Consider the following 17,633-nt stretch of genomic DNA (forward strand, 5'->3'; position numbering starts at 1 on the left):
GCCCTGCGAGACGTTCGACCGGAAGATGTCGCCGGTCGAGATCTTCGGGACCGAGAGGTGCGCGGCGATGAACTCGGCCTGCGTGCCCTTGCCCGGCGCGACCCCGCCCGCCTGGCACACAGCCGGGCACCCCGGGGCCCGGTGACCGTCGCGGCGGCGGGACAATGGGAGCCTCCGCCCGCGAGGCCGCCGGCGGGATCCCCCCGATCGGCAGGAGAACGGTCAGCGTGTCGGAAACTCCCGGGGCGACGTCGCCGGCGGACGGGCTGCGCGCCGACTGCGCCCGGTGCTTCGGGCTCTGCTGCGTCGCGCCGGCCTTCTCCGCGTCGGCCGACTTCGCCATCGACAAGCCCGCCGGGCGGCCCTGCCCCAACCTGCGGGCCGACTCGCGCTGCGGCATCCACGCCGACCTGCGCGACCGGGGCTTCCCCGGCTGCACCGTCTTCGACTGCTTCGGCGCCGGGCAGCGGGTGGCCCAGGTCACCTTCGGCGGGCGGGACTGGCGCGACGCCCCGGAGACCGCGGCGCGCATGTTCGACACGTTCGCGGTGATGCGGCCCCTGCACGAGCTGCTCTGGTACCTGACCGAGGCGCTCGCGACGCGCCCGCCGCAGCCGCTGCGCGACGAGTTGTCCGTCGCGCTCGACGAGACCGGGCGGCTGACCCGGGAGCCCGCCGACACGCTGCTGGCCCTCGACGTGGACGCGTACCGGGGGCGGGTCAACCCGCTGCTGTCCCGCGTCGGTGACGCGGCCCGGGCCCGGGGCGGCCGGCCCGGCGTGGACCGGCGGGGCGCCCACCTGTTCGGCGTCGACCTGCGCCGGGCGAACCTGCGCCGGGCGAACCTGCGCGGGGCGCTGCTGATCGGCGCCGACCTGCGCGGCGTCGACCTCGGCCTGGCCGACCTCACCGGCGCCGACCTGCGCGGGGCCGACCTGCGCGGCGCGGACCTCTCCGGCGCCCTGTTCCTGCACCAGTCCCAGCTCGACGCGGCCCGGGGCGACCGACACACGGCCCTGCCGCCCGCCCGGACGCGCCCCGGGCACTGGTCACCGCTGTCGCTCACCCCGCTGCCCCGCGCACCCCGTTCCCCTGCCCGCGCCACCCGCCCACCACGCCCCCGCTGACCTCGCTCTTCGCTCTTCGCTCTTCGCTCTTCGCTCTTCGCTCTTCGCGATCATGCAGTTGTGGTGCTGCGCATATCGGCATCAACCCGGTCACAACGGGCACCACAACTGCATGATCGTCCCGCCTGGGCGGCGCGGCGCGGGACGGCGCGGCGCGGGACGGCGCGGGGGCAGACGGGCGGGGCGCGGGGGTCGGAGGCGGGCGGGTTTTGGGTGGAGGGCTGCGGGTAGCCGGGGCGGACAACGGCATCGGCGGAACGCGGCGGTGCGACGGCACGGGGGAGGCAGTGGTGGGATATCGGGCGCGCGACGGGGAGCTACCGGTCGATCCGGCGCACGCCGAGGACGAGGCCGGCCAGGCCCGGCTGGTCCAGGTCGAGGCGGACACCGACGTCCCGGCGCCGGACGACACGACGACGAAGCCCGACATCGTCACCGAGGACGACGGGTCGGGCATGGCGGGCGGCGCGTCGGGCAGCTCAAGCGGCGGCTCCGGCATGCCGGGCCACCCGGACGCGGCCCGCTGAACACCGCCGCCGGTCACGTTTGCGGGCAGGCCACCCGGAGGCGGCCCGCTGAGCGCGGGGCACGTTTGCGGGCAGGCCACGGGGGCAGGAGAGCGGCATGACCGATCAGAACCGTACCGACCGGGCCGCCACCGACGAGCCGGACGGCGCCACCGCCATGCAGGCGTCGCTGCGTCCGCCGGGCGAGTCCCTGCACAGCACCGACGACACCGGCGACGACTTCGCCGACCTGCCCGCCGAGGACCGGCGGTCGGCCCGGGAGGTCAGCCGCGCCGGCTACGACGTGGACGCCGTCTCCGGCACCACCGACCCGAGCCGCACCGAGTGACCTGAGCGCCCGCCCGCCGGTCCGATCAGCGGCCGGCGGGCACCGCCGACGCGCGGGCCTCGGTCATGCCCCGGTTGGCCAGCGCGTCGGCGCGCTCGTTCTCCGGGTGGCCGTTGTGCCCCTTCACCCACAGCCAGGTGACCTCGTGCCGGGCGCACGCGGCCTCCAACCGCTGCCACAGGTCGGCGTTCTTGACCGGCTGCTTCGCGGCGGTCCGCCAGCCGTTGCGCTTCCACGAGGCCAGCCAGCTGGTGATGCCGTTGCGCACGTAGGTGCTGTCGGTGTGCAGCTCGACGGTGACCGACCGGGTCAGGCTCTCCAGGGCCTGGATGGCTGCCATCAGCTCCATCCGGTTGTTGGTGGTCGGGGTCGCCTCGCCGCCGCACAGTTCCCGCTCGTGCGCGCCGTAGCGCAGCACCACGCCCCACCCGCCGGGGCCGGGATTGCCGCTGCACGCCCCGTCGGTCCAGATCTGCACGACCCTGCCGGCCGTCTCGTCCACCATGCCGGCAACCTACCGAATCCGCACCTCCTCCCCCGCCGTCGGGCGGCGGCGCGGCGCGGACGACCTACCGCGCGAACCCGCCCGACGGTCGGCACGTCGCCGCGACGAAGTCTCCGTTCCATCTGCCGGCCCTGCTGGCGCCGGCCCGGCGTCCGGTTGGCGGGGTGACGCACCGACGTGTTGCCTTCCCGCTGACCCCCACCCGCCTGGCGGAAAAGGCCGTGACCCGGTTCCCGGCCGCTGGCAGGATGGCCTCCCGTGACGGGGAGCTGGGACGGCCTGCGGGCCGAGGTACGCGGCAGGATCGACGAGTTGGTGGCCTCCGGCCGCGAGGCCGGCGTGCAGGTGGCCGCCTACCTGCACGGGACGCGGGTGGTGGACGAGGTGGCAGGCGTGGCCGACCGCGCCACGGGTCGGCCGCTCACCTCCGGCACGCCGATCTGGAGCGTGTCGACCGGCAAGGGCCTTACCGCGACCGTGGTGCACGTGCTCGCCGAGCGGGGCCTGCTCGACTACGACCTGCGGATCGCCGAGGTGTGGCCGGAGTTCGCCCGCCACGGCAAGGACGGGGTCACCCTGCGACACGTGCTGACCCACACGGCGGGCGTCCCCGCGCTGCCGCCCGACGTCACCGTCGCCGACGTCACCGACTGGGACCGCATGTGCGGGATCGTCGCCGACAGCGTGCCGCTCTCGGCGCCGGGCGACGTGCTCGCGTACCACGCCTGGACCTTCGGCTGGCTGGTCGGCGAGGTGGTCCGCCGGGTCACCGGCCGGCGGATCTCGCGGGTGCTCGCCGAGGACGTCGCGGAGCCGCTCGGCGTGCCCGGCGAGCTGTTCTTCGGGGTGCCCGAGGCCGAACTGGGCCGGCTGGCCCCCGTCGCCGACCGCAACCTCTCGGCCCTGCTGGACTGGGCCGCCGCCAACCTGCCGAACTTCGACCGGGTCGCCCCGCCCGGTCTCCGGCCGGACGCCAGCGTCGGCACCCGGGACGACTTCCTCCGCGCCGACGTTCCGGCCACCGGGACGATGTCCGCCCGGGCCGTCGCCCGGATGTTCGCCGCGCTGATCGGCGAGGTCGACGGCGTACGCCTGATCTCGCCCGAGCGGCTGCGCGAGGTCAGCGCCGTCGCGGTGCGCGGCACGGAGTGGGTCTTCGGCCAGGAGGGGAGCTTCGGCCTGGGCTACGCGGTCGAGCCGGACGGCGCGTTCGGCTCCGCGGGCAGCGGCGGCAGCCTCGCCTACGCCTACCCGGACCTCGGCCTGGCCGTGGCGGCGACGAAGACGCTGCTCGGCGCCGGCGACGGCGACCCGATGGAGGAACTGCGCGTCCTGATCCGCGACGCCGTCCGCGCCGGCTGAGGCGGCTCAGCCGTCGGCGTCGGCTGAGACGGCTCAGCCGTCGGTGTCGGCCCGGTCGCCGACCACCGGCCGCGGGACCGTCCAGGTCGCCGCCCGCCGGGTCGGGTCGACGCGGTCGCGGAGCCGGGCCACTGCGTCGCCGGCGGTGGCGGCGACCATCGGCCGCAGCCGGGTGGTGCCCATCAGCGCCACCTCCTCCGCCGGGGTGGTAGCGCCGTCGAGGAACCGCAGCACCCGCTCGGCGGGATTGCGGTCGAAGAGCCGACCGAAGAAGTCGGGACCGCCGACGCCGCCGGCGTCCAGCGCCCGGAGCGCGACCGCGTCCATCCAGCGGTGCCGACGGGGGTACGCGGGAGCGGGCACCGGCGGGCGGCCGGCCGCGAGGGCCCGGGCGACCTGCTCGGCCTGGCGGTGCATGGCGGAGAACGTGAAGCCGGTGGAGGGTCGGGTGGCCCCGCCGGCCGTGCCGAGTCGGACCACCCGGGGCGAGGGTCGGGCCTCGAACGGGCCGTCGGTCATCGGGATCACCCCGTTCTCCACCTCGCGGACGGTCAACCGGGTCGGGTCGAGGCCGAGCAGGTCCCGGTAGCCGGCCAGCGCCGCGTCGTAGCCGGCGTCGGTGAGCAGGTCGGGGCCGAACTCCGTGTACTCCACCAGGGCGTACCGGTCGCTGACCGGCAGGACGTACCCGAACGACACGCCCCGCGCGGGCTGCGGGGTGCGGAAGTCCATCAGGACGGCCCGGGCCGGGTCGAAGACCGGCACGGCGGACTCCAGCCACCAGCCCCGGAAGTGCTGGAGCCAGTTGGTGCGCCCGGGCCGCCGGGGCGGCCGGGGCCGGGAGTCCAGCACCCAGGACGCGCGGACGGCCGGCCCGGCGCCGCCGGCGCGTACCGTGACGTGCCCGCCGTCGTCGTGCAGGGCGTCGACGGGCGCGACGATCCGTCGCACGCCGAGCCGCCGCTCGGCCTCGGCAGCCCGGGCGTAGACCGGGCCGGAGCGCAGCATGGCGTACCGCAGGGGGGCCAGATCGAGCACGCGGCGGCCGTCGGGCGTCGCCACCTCGACCTGGTCCCAGCTCGCGGCCAGCATCGGGTCCAGGTCGCTGCCGGGACGGTCCCAGAACGCCCAGGTCCGGTCCTGGCCGCGCCGGTGGACCGGGTCGACGACGGCGACCCGGAGGTCCCGCACGCCGTGCCGGTCCAGGGCCGCGAGGACCAGCGACGCGGCGCCGCCGCCGCCGACCAGCGCCAGGTCGACGTCCAGCGCTGCGGAGGTGTTCACGCCGCCCACGCTGCCACACCGCCCGGGCCGTCCGGCCACCGACCGGCCCCGCTGACCCCCGCCACGCGCATCCGGCCGGCTGCGGGCGGCGGGCGGCGGGCGACGGGCGACGGGCGACGGGCGACGGGCGACGGTAGGGTGCCAGCGGTCGCCCCCGGGCGACGGTCACGTCGCCCGCCGGAGGACGCCCGCCCCATGAGCACCGACGCCACCAACGCGCTCACCGCCCGGTGGGCGTCCGGCCTGGACGACGGCCAGACGGTCCTCTCCGGCGCCGGCGTCCACCCGCTGCTGGCGCTGCTCGCCCGCTACGCCGCCGGTCCGGCCCGCGCCGAACTGCTGGCGGTCGCGCCCGAGGCGACCCGCTCCGACCTGGACCGCTCCCCCACCACCCGGCTCGCGCTCGCCGCCTGGGCGCGGCGGGACCTGCCGCTGACCGAGCGGTGGCTGCGGGAGGTGCCGGCGGCCATGCGAGGGGAGCTGACCGGTGACCCGGCGCGGGACCGGACGGCCCTCGACGAGTGGGCCGGCACGCACACCGACGGTCTGGTCCCCGAGATGCCGGTGCGGGTCACCCCGGCGACGGCGCTGGTCCTGGCCAGCGCGCTGTCGCTGCGGACCGGGTGGGCCGAGCCGTTCCGCGACGCCCGACACCAGCCGGCCGCCAGGCCGTGGCGCGGCCGCCGGCTGGCCGGGCTGAGCCGGACCGGCCACGACCTCGACGCGCTGCGGGTCGTCGACACCGCCGCCGGCCCGCTGAGCCTGCTGACCGTGCGCGGCGCCGAGGACGTCGACGTGGTGCTCGCCCTGGGCGCGCCGGGGCGCGGGGCGGCGCAGGTGCTGCCGGCCGCGATCGCCGCGATCGGCGCACCGTCCGCGCTGCCCGTCGCCACCGGCCCCGGCGTCGCCGAGGAGGTCGTGGACGCCCACGACGACCGGCCCGAGCTGCTCGTCCGCACCGTGGGCTTCACCGTCCGCGCCGACCACGACCTGCTGGCGCGGGCCGCGCTGTTCGGCCTCGCCACCGCCGTCGGCGACGGCGACCACTTTCCCGGCATCGCCCCGCTGCTGGCCGTATCGCAGGCGCGGCAGAGCGTGACGGCGACGTTCGGCGCGACGGGGTTCCGCGCCGCCGCGGTCACCGCCGTCTCCACGCGGGCGGGTTCCGCGCCGCGGCCGGTCACCGCGCGCAGGCGACGGGTACGCCTCGACGTCGACCGCCCCTTCGGCTTCCTCGCCGTGCACCGGCCCTCCGGGCTGGTGCTGCTCGCCGGCTGGGTGACCGAGCCGGACGCCGCGACGCCCGACGCTCAGCGGTCCCCGGCCCGCTTGCGGTAGACGACCTGCCGGCGCAGCGGACCGGAGTCGACCTCCGGGTCGTCAAAGTCGTCGGCCGGATCGGTGGTCATGCCCAGGCGACGCATCACCGCCTGCGAGCGCAGGTTGGTCGCGGTGGTGATGGCCAGGATCTCCGGCAGCCCGACGGTGTCGAAGCCGTACCGCAGGACGGCCCGGGCCGCCTCGGTGGCGTAGCCGTCCGTGGCCCCAGGCGGAGCGGGCGAGCCGCCAGCCCGCCTCCACGCCGGTGACCGGCACACCCTCGTCGACCCGGTCCAGCCCGGCGAAGCCGACGAACGCGCCGTCGTCGCGGACCTCGACGGCCCAGAAGCCTTGACATCCTCTCCGCCCTAAAGGACGGAGATTCCCTCCACGCTGCGCGTGGAACACGCGGCGTCCGGGTGGGTTACCGCTTCGGCGGCACGGAGGACGCCTTCCTCGACTGGCGGGACACCCTCGCGGCGTTCGGCGACGTCCACTGGCTCGGCGCCGACCCCGGTCGGGCGGCCGTGCACGACCTGGCCCTGCTCGCCGCCATGTATGCACGTTCCGGCCGGCCGCGCGGAATTCGTCTGCTAGACGGCATGTTCGGTGGATTCCTGCACGCCACGGCGATGATCCGCGCGGCCGGCACGCCGGCGGGCCAGTTCGCGCCGATGGTGACCGGGTGGCTGACCGCCATGCTCGGGGAGCTGCCCGCCATGGCGGCGGCCGTCGACTCGGGCGAGCACGACGCCGACGGGTCCTCCCTGCGGATGCAGGCCGCCAGCTTCGGCAACCTGCTGGCGGCCTGCCGGGACGTGGGGGTCGACGCCGGGCTGATGCGCCCGGTGCGTGACCTGCTGGACGAGGCGGTCGCCCGGGGCCACGGCGAGGAGGGCCTCTCCGCGCTGGTGGGGCTGCTGCACGACGACGCCGGCCGCCCGGCCTGACCGCTCCCGCCGTCCCCTTGACGGGTGGATGCGGCGACACACTGGACATGCAGTCGTCCGGTTGCCTAATGTGACAGGCAGCCGTACGGCTGCGTGTGCGAGGTGGGCAGGGTGGACGACGTGTTCCGGGCGCTGGCCGACGCGAGTCGGCGCCGGCTCCTCGACGACCTCAACCGGCGCGACGGGCAGAGCCTGCGCGAGCTGTGCGCCGGGCTCGACATGACCCGGCAGTCGGTCAGCAAGCACCTGGTGGTGCTGGCGGCGGCCAACCTGGTGACCACCGTGCGACGCGGCCGGGAGAAGCTGCACTACCTCAACCCCGTCCCGATCAACGCCGTCGCCGAACGATGGATCGACCGTTACGACCGCGAGCGGGTGCGCGCACTCGCCGACCTACGGACAGCTCTGGAGCGGGAGCCGATGGACAGTCCCACCTTCGTCTACACCACCTACGTCAACACCACCCCCGAGAGGCTCTGGGCCGCGCTGACCGAGCCGGCGTTCACCCGCCGCTACTGGGGCGGCGTCGCGCTGCGCTCCGACTGGCGGGTCGGCTCCCCCGTGCTGTGGCAGGACGAGCCGGGCGGCGAGTTCCGCGACCTCGGCCAGCGCGTCCTGGTCGCCGAGCCGTTCCGCCGGCTCTCCTACAGCTGGCACGGCTTCCAGCCGGAGCACGCCGCACACTTCGGCTGGTCCGACGAGGAGTTGGCGGCCCGGCTCGGCGAGCGGAGGTCCCGGGTCACCTTCGACATCGCCCCGTACGGCGGGTTCGTCAAGTTGACAGTCACCCACGAGGACTTCTCCCCGGGCAGCGAGATGTACCGGGCCGTCAGCGGTCAACTCGACGGCAGTGGCGGCTGGCCGGAGCTGCTGGCCAGCCTCAAGTCGCTGCTGGAGACCGGGGAGCCGCTGCCCGAGCCGCGCCCCGAGAGCGCCACCGCGCAGGGCTGACCCTGTCCCGGCGCGCGCCCGGCACCGGCGGACCCCGCTGCCGGGGCGCACAGGAAGGCAGCCCGGTCCCGCCCGGAGCAAACCGGCCAGGACCGGGCCAACGCGGCGGGCCGGGCGCGTACGCACCCGCCGCGGGGCACCGTTCCCGAGTGGGGCCGGGACGGCCCAGCCGCGACAGCACGACCCCCGGTGACATCGGCACGGCCAACCCTCGCGGGTGGGCCGTGCCGGCATTTCCGCTGCTCCCTCCGCCTCCCGGGTGGACACGTGACGGCAACGAGGATTTCTCATTTTCACCGGATCGGGGCCCCAACCCTCCTAGGGTTGGTCACACCGGTGCTAGTCACGGAGTTGGCCACCCGAACGACGTCCCACGCAGTCAGCGGACGAAAAGTGAGGGAAGACGCGTATGAAGGCAAAGACAGTTCTCGTATCGGCGGCGCTCGGCGTGGGTCTCGGCACGCTCCTGCTCCCCGGCGCGGCGCTGGCCGACACCGTCGTGTCACCGGCCACCACGCCGGTCGGCGGGACGGTCGTGCTCACCGCGACGACCTGCAACCCGAAGTCCGGCGACGCGATCTTCCGCGTCACCGGCCCCGACCGCGACCAGAACGTCCGGTCCACCACCGCCGCGGCCGGCGGCGGGCTGAGCGCCGAACTCTTCACCGCCGGCTTCACCCTGGGCACCTACACCGTGACCGCGACCTGCGGCGACGGCAGCGCGGCCGGCAGCGCCACGTTCACCGTCACCCCGATCGGCGGGGCCCAGGCCGGCGGGCGCGGCGACACCGACGGGACCGGCGCGTTGGCGGCCGGCGGCGCCCTGCTCGGCTCCGCCGCGGGCGGCGCCCTGGTCCTGGCCCGCCGCCGGCGCCACATGGCGGCGGCCACGCTCTGACCGACGGCCCCGTGCCGTCCACTCCTGCAAGTCGTCCATCCCTGCAACGGGTGCCCGCACCGGTGAACCCACCGGAGCGGGCACCCGGGCGCACGCGTACGGAGGTGGGATCGTGTCCTGGCGCAGGCCCGGCTGGGCGGTCACGGTCGTCGTCCTGCTCGCCACGACCGGGCTCGGCCTGGTCGCCGCCGGGCTGGCGACGACCCCGCCCCGCCCGCCCCGGCCGGAGGCCGCCGACGCCCCCGCACCGGTCCGCTCCGCGCCGCCGGTGCCGCCGCTGCACCGGGCCGCGCCGGTCGACGTGCGGATCCCGGCCATCGACGTGCGGGCACGGATCGTCGCGGTGGGCGCCGACGCCGACGGGCACCTGGAGGTGCCGCCGCTGGACCGACCCACCCTGGCCGGCTGGTACCGGCACGGCGTCAGCCCCGGCGAGACCGGCAACGCCGTGATCGTCGGGCACGTCGACTCCGCCGCCGGCCCCGCCGTCTTCTTCGACCTCGGCCGGCTGCGGCCCGGCGACACCGTGCGGATCACCCGCGCCGACGCCAGCGTCGCCACCTTCGCCGTCGACGGCGTCGGGTCGTACCCGAAGGACCGCTTCCCCACCGACCTGGTCTACGGGCCCAGCGACGCGACCGGCCTGCGGCTGATCACCTGCGGCGGCCGGTTCGACCGGGACAGCGGCAACTACGTCGACAACGTCATCGTGTTCGCCACCCGGGTGCCGTGACCCCCGGACCCGCCCGACCCGAGTACGGTGTCCGCGCGGATGCCGGTGCGGCGGAGGGGGACGGGTGGTTCGGCTGGCGAGGGAACGGGTCAGGCTGTCGGCCGTGTTCGACCGGCTGCTCGGCCGACCGCTGCCCGGGCAGCGCGCACCGGAGCCCCGTCGCTCCAATCCCGATGCCGTGGTCGACTGTGCCGTCTACGTCGGCGGGCGGCGCGAGCCCGGCCGCCCGCACTACGCCGACGCGTACGCCCGCAGCCGTCGCGGCCGCGACACCTTCGTCTGGCTGGGTCTGCACGAGCCCGATCCGGCGGTGATGGCGGCCGTCGGCCGCACCTTCGGGCTCGACGACCTCACCGTCGAGCAGGCCCTCGCCGACGGCCACCGCCCCACGGTGCGCCGCGAGGGCGACGTGACCCTGCTGGTCCTGCGCACCGCCCGTTACGTCGAGCACGCCGAGCTGACCGACACCTCCGAGGTGGTCGACACCGGCGACGTGATGGTGCTGGTCGGCGACCGCTTCGCCGTCACGGTGCGGCACGGCGCCGCGGGCGCGCTCACCTGCGTACGCGCCGACGTCGAGCAGCGCCCCGCGGTGCTCGCGCAGGGCCCGTGGGCGGTCGCGTACGCGGTCTGCGACCGGATGGTCGACCTCTACCTGGAGGTCGCCGGGCACGTCGAGCGGGACCTGGAACGCGTCGAGGAGGCGGTGTTCGCCCGCGACCGCTCGGCCGACATCCAGCACATCTACCAGCTCAAGCGGGAGGTGGTCGAGTTCAAGCGGGCGGTGCAGCCCCTCCAGGCGGCGCTGCGCTCCCTGCTCGACCAGCGGCCCGACAACCCGCCGCGCGGCCTGCACCGGTGGTTCGTCGACGTGGACGCCCGGCTGACCCGGGCGGTGGACCGGGTCGCCGCCTACGACGACCTGCTGACCTCGATCGTGCAGTCCCGGTTGGCGCAGCTCGCGGTGGAGCAGAACAACGACATGCGCAAGATCGCCGCGTGGGCCGCCATCGCCGCCACCCAGACCGGCATCGCCGGGATCTACGGCATGAACTTCACAAACATGCCGGAGCTGCACTGGCGTTACGGCTACCCCACCGTGCTCGGCCTGATGGCGCTGACCGCGTTCGCCCTGCACCGCCTCTTCCGCCGCTCGGGCTGGCTCTGAGCGCCGCTACTCCATCGTGGACGGCTCCGGGATCGCGGGCGCGGGGCTGGTACGCGGCATCGGGACCTCGGTGGCCCGGACCGCCGGCGCCGACGCCAGCATCCGGTCGAAGACGTTGCGCAACAGCGTCGACATCGCCGGATCGTCCGCCAGGGCGCCGACGAACGAGATCGAGGACGCGCTGAAGACCAGGGCGCCGTTGGGCCGCTCCAGGAAGACCATCGCGGCGCCCTGGCCCCCGGGGTTCTCCCCCCGGGCGATGACCTGCGCCGGGGACGCCTCGCCGGCCAGCCCGCGCAGCCCGTCGGTCTCCCAGCCGCTGGCGGCGCCGTTGTAACCCGTGCGGCCGAACCTGCTGCCGACCACCAGGCCGGTGCCGGCCAGCAGCGGGTGGTCACGCAGCACCTGGTACGGCGCGTACGTGCCGGCGTCGACGTAGTTGGTGCCGAGCAGTTGCGAGGCGGGCAGGCCCAGCTCCGTGTAGATGTCCCGCCTGCCGTCCGCACGGCGGTAGGTGACCACCGTACGAGCGGAGTTGACCTGCACCCGCTCGTACAGGCCGTTGCCGCCCGGGTAGATCAGCCGGCCGCCGCCGGCCTGGAAGTTGACCAGGCGCTGCCGCATCGTGTCGGACCAGTACTCGGGGTGGCTGCCCAGCACGAGCACCCGGTAGTTGGTGAGCCAGCCGTTGGAGCCGTGCAGGTCGGCGTCCTCGTAGACGTCGAAGGCGAGCCCCTGCCGGGACATCCAGCGGGTCAGCAGGAGATCCGAGAAGAGGGTGTGGTCGCGGATCCCGGGGTCGTCGACGTTCAGCTCCGTCGACGGCCGGCGTACGGAGAGGGGCCGGCGGCCCGTCGTGTCCGGGCAGTACTGGCTGTGCCCGCCCCAGCTGTTGTAGGCGTTGTAGGTGAAGGTGGGCAGCAGCACCGCGATCCTGTTGGTGGGGCGGGTCGGCCGCACGAGGAACGGCACGTACCGGTGCAGCCCGTTCGGGCCCTCCAGCCGTGCGGCGTAGAGGCCGGGCTGCCAGTCGGCGGGGACCCGGAACTGCAACCGGTCCGCCCAGCCGCAGCCGACGCCGAGGAACCCCACCGGCAGCGACTGCACCCCGCCGGTGACGGGCAGCGGCTGCGAGACGACCACGGGGGCGCCGGGGTTGGGTGCCAGCCGGACCATCGACGCGGTGAGCGACGGGAACCCGGTGGACACCGCGAAACGCGCCACCTCGCCCTGCGCCACGCTCGGCGTGTTGGCGTAGCCCTGGAGGGCGGCCTGCGTCTGCACCGTCCAGCCGGAACCGACCCGCTTGCCGGTGCCGCTGTTCATCCAGGCGGCCCGCCCGTCGGGGCCGGCGGTGGTGTGGTTCGTCAACCGGTACTGCGTGAGCGCGCCGCTCTGCCGGGCGGTGGCCGCGTCCGGCGGGATCGCGTACAGCACCCCCTGGCCGGTGCACCACACCCCGTCGTTGAGGAAGAAGTTGCGGAAGCCGGAGCCGATCCGCAGGCCCGAGCCCGACGCCCAGGTGCCGCCGCCGAGGTGCCGGTGCCAGCGGAGGTCGCCGTAGTGGTAGGCGTAGAGGACCCCGGAGGTGTCCGCCTGCAACACCGCGCCGGTGAAGCCGCCACCGATGCGCGCCCCCTGGACCGTCCACGTCCTGCCGACCAGGTCGTACTGGTGCAGGAAGAGGTCGCCCGCGGCGTTCTGCCCGTAGAACGCGCCGTGGAACCCGCACAGCCGGGGATAGCGCTCGAATCCGGCGCCGATCTGCCCGCCGCTGATCCAGGTGCCGGCGCCGGTAGTCGAGTTCGTCAGCCGGTAACGGTAGTAGTGGACGGTGCCGTCGCCGCGTACGGCGTAGAGCGAGCCGTCGAGCCCGCCGAAGACCGCCCGGAACTGGTGCCAGCCGGAGCCGATCCGGCGGCCCGAACCGCTCGCCCACGTGAACGCGCCGGTCTGCCAGCCCGTGTGCCGGTACCAGTACAGCGCGCCGTCGGCCTGGATCGCGAAGATGACGCCGTACCCGCCGCCGACCAGGCGGATGAACCGTTGCTGCGGGTCGTACTGGGGCACGGCGGCCGACGCGCCGGACGAGCCCGCCAGCAGCAGCGGCGGCACGGAGGCGGCGATGACGGCGCCGTCGCGGAGCAGCCGTCGGCGCGGTACGCCCCCCAGGCCCGGCACGTTTCCCATGGCGACCCCTCTCCGGCGAGGCGGATGTGCTGGGCAACCTACGAAACCGAGGGCTCCGGCGTGGCCCCGCCAGGCGCCCTGAGCGGCGAAATCGGATGATCCGCGCGCACCTCCGGCCGGCCGGCCCGCGCCGGTCCCGCCGATCAAGCGATTGACGGATGGCGATCGACTGTTGTCGATCGAGGCGAGGGGCCCGGCGCGGCCCGGCGCGGCCCGGCGGCGACGCGGCGGCGACGCTGTCACCGGCGGCCGGCTCGTCGCGTCGGTCAGGGGCGCGCCGGGCGGCGCGGCGGTCAGGGCGCGCGGCGGTCAGGGGCCGCCGGTTAGGGCGCGCCACGCTCAAGGGCTCGCCGATCAGGGCGCGCGGCGGTCAGGGCGTGTCGGGCGGCGCGTCGCCGATCGCGAGGGCGCGCAGGGGGACGGGCTTGACCGGCGCCTGAGCGGTGAACGCCCCTACCTCCTCCGGCCCCCGGCCGGTCAGCGTGCAGATGAACTGGCAGAGGCCCGGCTGGCAGGACCGGCCCTGGCACAGGCCCATCCCGGCGCGGGTCACCAGCTTGACCGCGTTCGCGGTGCCCAGGTGCGGGTTGGCCGCCACCGCCCGGCGCACGTCACCGGCCCGCACCTCCTCGCAGCGGCAGAGCACGGTGTCGTCGGTGACCAGGCTGCCCAGGGCCGCCCGGTCCGGCGCGAAGCGGTCGAGCACCTGGGTGACGAAACGTCGCCGGCGGCGCAGTTCCCGGCGCACCGGGTCGGCCAGCGCGGCGGCCCGACGCTCGTCGAGCAGCCCCAGGTCGCGCAGCACGCCCAGGGCGGCCAGCCGCCCCTCGACCTCCGCCTGCTCGGCACCCGCGACGCCGGTCAGCTCGCCGGCGACCGCGATCCGGGGCACCGAGGTGCGCAACCACTCGTCGTGCCCGACCACCCAGCCGCCCGCGGGCGAGTCCCAGGTCACCGCGCAGCCGGCCTGCCGGGCCAGCTCGACGGAGGGGACGAAGCCGTAGCCCAGCGCCAGCACGTCGCAGGGCACCTCCCGGTCGGTCCCGGGCACCGGCTGCCCCGTGGGGCCGACCTCGGCGAGGGTCACCGCGCTCAGGTCCGGGTCGCCGTCGGCGCGGCGGACGACCGTGGCGAACCGGACCGGCACCCCCGCCCGGCGCAGCACGCGCAGCGCCCCCACGCCCTCGGCGATCTTGCCGCCCGCGCCCGCCACGGCGGCCAGCCCGGCCGGACCGGGCAGCAGGTCGCGGCGGCGTTGGACCAGCGCGACCTCGACCACCCGGGCACCGGCGCGCACCAGCTGGGCGGCCACCACCAGCAGCAGCGGGTGGCCCCCGGCCAGCACGAACCGGCCGCCCGGCAGCAGGCCCTGCGCCTTGACGAACGTCTGCACACCGCCCGCCGTGAGCACGCCCGGCAGGGTCCAGCCGGGAAACGGCACCGGCAGGTCGTACGCGCCGGCGGTGAGCAGCACCGCCCGGGGTTCGAGCAGGCGGACCCCGGCCGGGCCGTGCGTGGCGACCCGGTAGCGCCCCGGCGGGGGCTGCTCGCCCGCGTACCCGTCGAGGCCGGCGCGGGTGCCGAGAACGCCCCACACCGTGGTGTCGGCGAGCCACCGGACGCCGGGCGCGGCGGTGGCCTCGGCGAGCAGGGCCCGACCGGCGGCGGACGGCGCGGCCGGCGGGGTGAACCCGGCCGGCGGCCGGCGGTAGATCTGGCCGCCCGGCTGCTCCTGCTCGTCGACGACGGTGACGGCGGCGCCGTGCCGGCCGAGGGTGGCGGCGGCGGCCAGCCCGGCCGGACCGGCGCCGACCACCACCACGTCGGGCGCGCTCACCGGGGCACCGCCGTGCGGACCCGCATGCCGGCCCGTACCCGGACCAGGCAGGAACGCTGGCAGGGCACGTCGTCCACCGTGACGACGCACTCGAAGCAGATCCCCATGTTGCAGTAGGGCCCCCGGCGGGCGCCGCCGCGCGTGGCGCCGACGGCCCGCTCCCCGGCGGCCAGCAGCGCGGTGGCCAGGGACTCGCCCGGGTGGGCGGGCACCGGCCGCCCGTCCACCTCGATGGTGACCGGCGCGGGCCGGCCCATCGCGGTGCGCCTCGGCGCCTCGGCGGGCTGCGGCGGGCGGTGTTCAGACAAAGTTCAGCGCTCCGAAGCGGGCGGGTGAGTAGTCCTCGACCGCACGGTCGGGCTCGCCGGTGACGACCATGGCGGCGAGGAGCCGGGCGTAGGTGAGGCCGAGGGTGAAGGCCGAGCCGCCGGTGGCGACGTACAGCCCCGGCCGGCGCGGCACCGCGCCGAGCAGCGGCAGGTGGTCCGGGGTGAGCGTGGTCATGCCCGTCCACGTCCGGATCACCGGCAGGTCCCACACCGCCGGGACCACCCGGGCGGCGTCGGCGTTGCCGACCAGCGACTCGTAGCGCAGCTCCGGGTTGGTTTCCAGGTCGACCTGTCCGGCGCGGCTGACCAGCTTGGCCGGCCAGCCGCCACCGATCAGCACGTTGCCGTCCTCGGTCTGCTTCATCGACAGCCGGCGGCCGACGTGCTGGATCAGGTGCGGCAGGAACGGCCGGCTGCGGGCGGTCGCGCTCATCGTCAGCCCGACCGGGAAGACCGGCAGCCGGACGTCGGCCATCGCGGCCAGTTCGGTGGTCCACACGCCGCCGGCGAGCACGACCGTGTCGGCCAGGTGGGTCTCCCCGGCGGTGTCCCCCGGGCCGGTCCCGGTGCGCAGTTCCCAGTGCCGGCCGCGCCGGTGCAGCGCGGTGACCCGGCAGCCGGTGCGCAGCACGGCACCGTGGCGGGCGGCGGCCCGGGCCAACGCCGGCGTGACCAGCCGCGGGTTGGCCTTGCCCTCGCCGGGCACGTGGCCGGCGGCGAGCACGGTGTCCGCCAGGTACGGCGCGAACCGGCGCAGCTCGGGGCCGGAGAGCACGGCGACGTCGAGGCCGTACTCTCGTTCGAGGGCCGCCTTGCGGTCCAGCACGGCGATCTCCGCCGGGGTCTCGGCGAGCATCAGCCCGCCGGTGCGCGACACCCCGCACCGCTCGCCGAGCTCGTCCTCGATGCTCGCCCAGGCCCGCACGGCGTCCAGGTGCAGCGGCAGCGCCCGGGCCGCCGCGCGGGCCGCGTCGTCGCCGTGCTCGACCATCCGGAACTCCAGCTGGAAGTGCAGGCTGCCCGCGTTCTGCCCGGAGGCGTGCCGGTTGACCTGGTCCTTCTCGACGAGCAGGACGCGGTTGCCGGCCCGGGCCAGGTGCCAGGCGGTCGCGCAGCCGAGCAGGCCGCCGCCGACGACCGCCGTGTCGTACGCAGTCACGGGAGCAGGTCGAGCTGGGTCATGGTGGCCCGGACGCGGTCCTGTTCGGCGGGGGTCAGCGGGAGCAGCGGCGCACGGACGTGACCGGCCGGCACGCCGCGCAGGGTGAGGGCGTACTTCATGATCGCCTGCGCGTTGCCGAACCGGGCGCCGTAGTCGGGCCCGAACCAGTCCTCCATGATCACGCGGTCGCGGGCGCCGAGGACCCGGGCCCGGTCGAGGTCCCCCGCGCGCAGCGCGCGGAAGAAGTCGGGGTGGTCGGCGCCGAGCACGGCGCCGGCGCCCATCAGCCCGTCGCCGCCGATCGTGGTCATCAGCTCGATGCCCACCTCGTTGGTGGGGATGCCGAAGTAGCGCACCCGGTGCCGCAGGGCCACCAGGCTCCGGACGAATCCGCCGAAGTCCGCTGTGGAGTTCTTGACCGCCACCACGGTGTCCAGCGCGCTCAGCTCCAGCAGCAGGTCGGCGTCCAGGTCGACGCCGGTGCCGCGGGGCCAGTTGTAGACGCAGAGCGGGATGTCGACGGCCTCGGCGACGGCCCGGTAGAACGCCACGACCTCGGCGCGGGTGGGCACCACGTACGGCGGCGGGGTGAGCAGGATGCCGTGCAGGCCGGCGGCCCGGGCGGCCTCGGCGTGCCGGATGGCCTCCGCCGGCGTGTACGCGTTGCAGCCGCCGAGCACGGTGAGCCGGTCGCCGACCCGCTCGGCGGCCGTCCGGAACAGCTCGGCCCGCTCCTGTTCGCTGAGACTGAACCACTCGCCCGTGGTGCCGCCGACGATCACCCCGTGCAGCCGCTCGGCGGCGAGCCAGTCCAGTTGCCCGCGCCAGGCGGCGAGGTCCAGCTCGCCCGTGGCGGTGAACGGGGTGGTGACGGCCGGGAGGTAGCCGAACCAGTCGACGCTGTCACGGTCCACTGCGGGTCCTTTCGACGGGCGGCGTCGTACCGCCCACGTGCGCGTACG

Annotated in this window: 19 protein-coding genes; 10 read left to right on the forward strand and 9 right to left on the reverse strand. The window is 75.8% G+C overall.

Going from position 1 to position 17,633, the window contains the following annotated elements; genetic code table 11:
* Positions 1-120: nucleoside monophosphate kinase (locus AB0B83_RS24095; protein WP_357580089.1), on the reverse strand; the 120-nt coding region annotated here is incomplete at its 3' end.
* Between the two features lie 107 nt (positions 121-227).
* Here AB0B83_RS24095 and AB0B83_RS24100 point away from each other — a divergent pair.
* The 3 genes from AB0B83_RS24100 to AB0B83_RS24110 all read left to right on the forward strand — a co-directional run bounded on the left by AB0B83_RS24100 (position 228) and on the right by AB0B83_RS24110 (position 1,982).
* Positions 228-1,127 carry a pentapeptide repeat-containing protein gene (locus AB0B83_RS24100; protein ID WP_357580062.1) on the forward strand — a complete coding sequence of 300 codons (900 nt, stop codon included), beginning with the start codon at positions 228-230 and terminating at the stop codon, positions 1,125-1,127.
* Between the two features lie 290 nt (positions 1,128-1,417).
* The gene (locus AB0B83_RS24105) at positions 1,418-1,654 is read left to right on the forward strand and encodes a preprotein translocase YidC (protein WP_151457037.1); all 237 of its coding nucleotides are present in this window, start codon (positions 1,418-1,420) and stop codon (positions 1,652-1,654) included.
* 97 nt (positions 1,655-1,751) lie between these two features.
* Positions 1,752-1,982, forward strand: a complete 231-nt coding sequence (locus AB0B83_RS24110) for a hypothetical protein (protein ID WP_357580063.1) — start codon at positions 1,752-1,754, stop codon at positions 1,980-1,982.
* A gap of 25 nt (positions 1,983-2,007) precedes the next feature.
* Here AB0B83_RS24110 and rnhA read toward each other — a convergent pair whose 3' ends face one another.
* Positions 2,008-2,487, reverse strand: a complete 480-nt coding sequence (gene rnhA / locus AB0B83_RS24115) for a ribonuclease HI (protein WP_132239639.1) — start codon at positions 2,485-2,487, stop codon at positions 2,008-2,010.
* A gap of 258 nt (positions 2,488-2,745) precedes the next feature.
* On the opposite strand from rnhA, the gene AB0B83_RS24120 reads away from it, so the two are divergent.
* The gene (locus tag AB0B83_RS24120) at positions 2,746-3,849 is read left to right on the forward strand and encodes a serine hydrolase domain-containing protein (protein ID WP_357580064.1); all 1,104 of its coding nucleotides are present in this window, start codon (positions 2,746-2,748) and stop codon (positions 3,847-3,849) included.
* Positions 3,850-3,882: 33 nt separating this feature from the next.
* Here AB0B83_RS24120 and AB0B83_RS24125 read toward each other — a convergent pair whose 3' ends face one another.
* Complete coding sequence (locus tag AB0B83_RS24125) at positions 3,883-5,133, reverse strand: lycopene cyclase family protein (protein WP_357580065.1); 1,251 nt, start codon at positions 5,131-5,133, stop codon at positions 3,883-3,885.
* 195 nt (positions 5,134-5,328) lie between these two features.
* Between AB0B83_RS24125 and AB0B83_RS24130 the strand changes: the two genes are divergently transcribed.
* On the forward strand, positions 5,329-6,471 hold the full coding sequence (locus AB0B83_RS24130) for a hypothetical protein (RefSeq protein ID WP_357580066.1): 1,143 nt from the start codon (positions 5,329-5,331) through the stop codon (positions 6,469-6,471).
* Here AB0B83_RS24130 and AB0B83_RS24135 read toward each other — a convergent pair.
* Positions 6,444-6,731: a GNAT family N-acetyltransferase gene (locus tag AB0B83_RS24135; RefSeq protein WP_357580067.1), complete on the reverse strand. Its 288-nt coding sequence runs from the start codon at positions 6,729-6,731 to the stop codon at positions 6,444-6,446. The genes AB0B83_RS24130 and AB0B83_RS24135 overlap by 28 nt on opposite strands.
* A gap of 141 nt (positions 6,732-6,872) precedes the next feature.
* Between AB0B83_RS24135 and AB0B83_RS24140 the strand changes: the two genes are divergently transcribed.
* The 5 genes from AB0B83_RS24140 (at position 6,873) to AB0B83_RS24160 (ending at position 11,153) form a co-directional block, all read left to right on the forward strand.
* Complete coding sequence (locus tag AB0B83_RS24140; protein ID WP_357580068.1) at positions 6,873-7,403, forward strand: hypothetical protein; 531 nt, start codon at positions 6,873-6,875, stop codon at positions 7,401-7,403.
* A gap of 111 nt (positions 7,404-7,514) precedes the next feature.
* A complete protein-coding gene (locus tag AB0B83_RS24145; RefSeq protein ID WP_357580069.1) occupies positions 7,515-8,354 on the forward strand; it encodes a metalloregulator ArsR/SmtB family transcription factor in 840 nt (279 codons plus the stop codon).
* Between the two features lie 409 nt (positions 8,355-8,763).
* Positions 8,764-9,252: a hypothetical protein gene (locus tag AB0B83_RS24150; protein WP_357580070.1), complete on the forward strand. Its 489-nt coding sequence runs from the start codon at positions 8,764-8,766 to the stop codon at positions 9,250-9,252.
* Between the two features lie 112 nt (positions 9,253-9,364).
* Positions 9,365-9,985 (forward strand): class F sortase, encoded by a 621-nt coding sequence (locus AB0B83_RS24155; RefSeq protein WP_357580071.1) that lies wholly within the window; start codon positions 9,365-9,367, stop codon positions 9,983-9,985.
* A 103-nt stretch (positions 9,986-10,088) separates the two neighbouring features.
* The gene (locus AB0B83_RS24160) at positions 10,089-11,153 is read left to right on the forward strand and encodes a magnesium and cobalt transport protein CorA (RefSeq protein WP_357580072.1); all 1,065 of its coding nucleotides are present in this window, start codon (positions 10,089-10,091) and stop codon (positions 11,151-11,153) included.
* Between the two features lie 6 nt (positions 11,154-11,159).
* Here AB0B83_RS24160 and AB0B83_RS24165 read toward each other — a convergent pair whose 3' ends face one another.
* The 5 genes from AB0B83_RS24165 to AB0B83_RS24185 all read right to left on the reverse strand — a co-directional run bounded on the left by AB0B83_RS24165 (position 11,160) and on the right by AB0B83_RS24185 (position 17,585).
* Positions 11,160-13,343 (reverse strand): N,N-dimethylformamidase beta subunit family domain-containing protein, encoded by a 2,184-nt coding sequence (locus AB0B83_RS24165; RefSeq protein WP_357580073.1) that lies wholly within the window; start codon positions 13,341-13,343, stop codon positions 11,160-11,162.
* 370 nt (positions 13,344-13,713) lie between these two features.
* On the reverse strand, positions 13,714-15,180 hold the full coding sequence (locus AB0B83_RS24170; RefSeq protein ID WP_357580074.1) for an NAD(P)/FAD-dependent oxidoreductase: 1,467 nt from the start codon (positions 15,178-15,180) through the stop codon (positions 13,714-13,716).
* Positions 15,177-15,488: a (2Fe-2S)-binding protein gene (locus tag AB0B83_RS24175; RefSeq protein ID WP_311413492.1), complete on the reverse strand. Its 312-nt coding sequence runs from the start codon at positions 15,486-15,488 to the stop codon at positions 15,177-15,179. Before AB0B83_RS24175 ends, AB0B83_RS24170 begins: the two co-directional genes overlap by 4 nt.
* The gene (locus AB0B83_RS24180) at positions 15,481-16,668 is read right to left on the reverse strand and encodes an FAD-dependent oxidoreductase (RefSeq protein WP_357580075.1); all 1,188 of its coding nucleotides are present in this window, start codon (positions 16,666-16,668) and stop codon (positions 15,481-15,483) included. The genes AB0B83_RS24175 and AB0B83_RS24180 overlap by 8 nt, the downstream gene beginning before the upstream one ends.
* A complete protein-coding gene (locus tag AB0B83_RS24185; RefSeq protein WP_357580076.1) occupies positions 16,665-17,585 on the reverse strand; it encodes a dihydrodipicolinate synthase family protein in 921 nt (306 codons plus the stop codon). Before AB0B83_RS24185 ends, AB0B83_RS24180 begins: the two co-directional genes overlap by 4 nt.
* Positions 17,586-17,633: the final 48 nt, after the last annotated feature.

It is taken from the genome of Micromonospora sp. NPDC049060, assembly GCF_040649055.1.
Classification (GTDB): domain Bacteria; phylum Actinomycetota; class Actinomycetes; order Mycobacteriales; family Micromonosporaceae; genus Micromonospora; species Micromonospora reichwaldensis.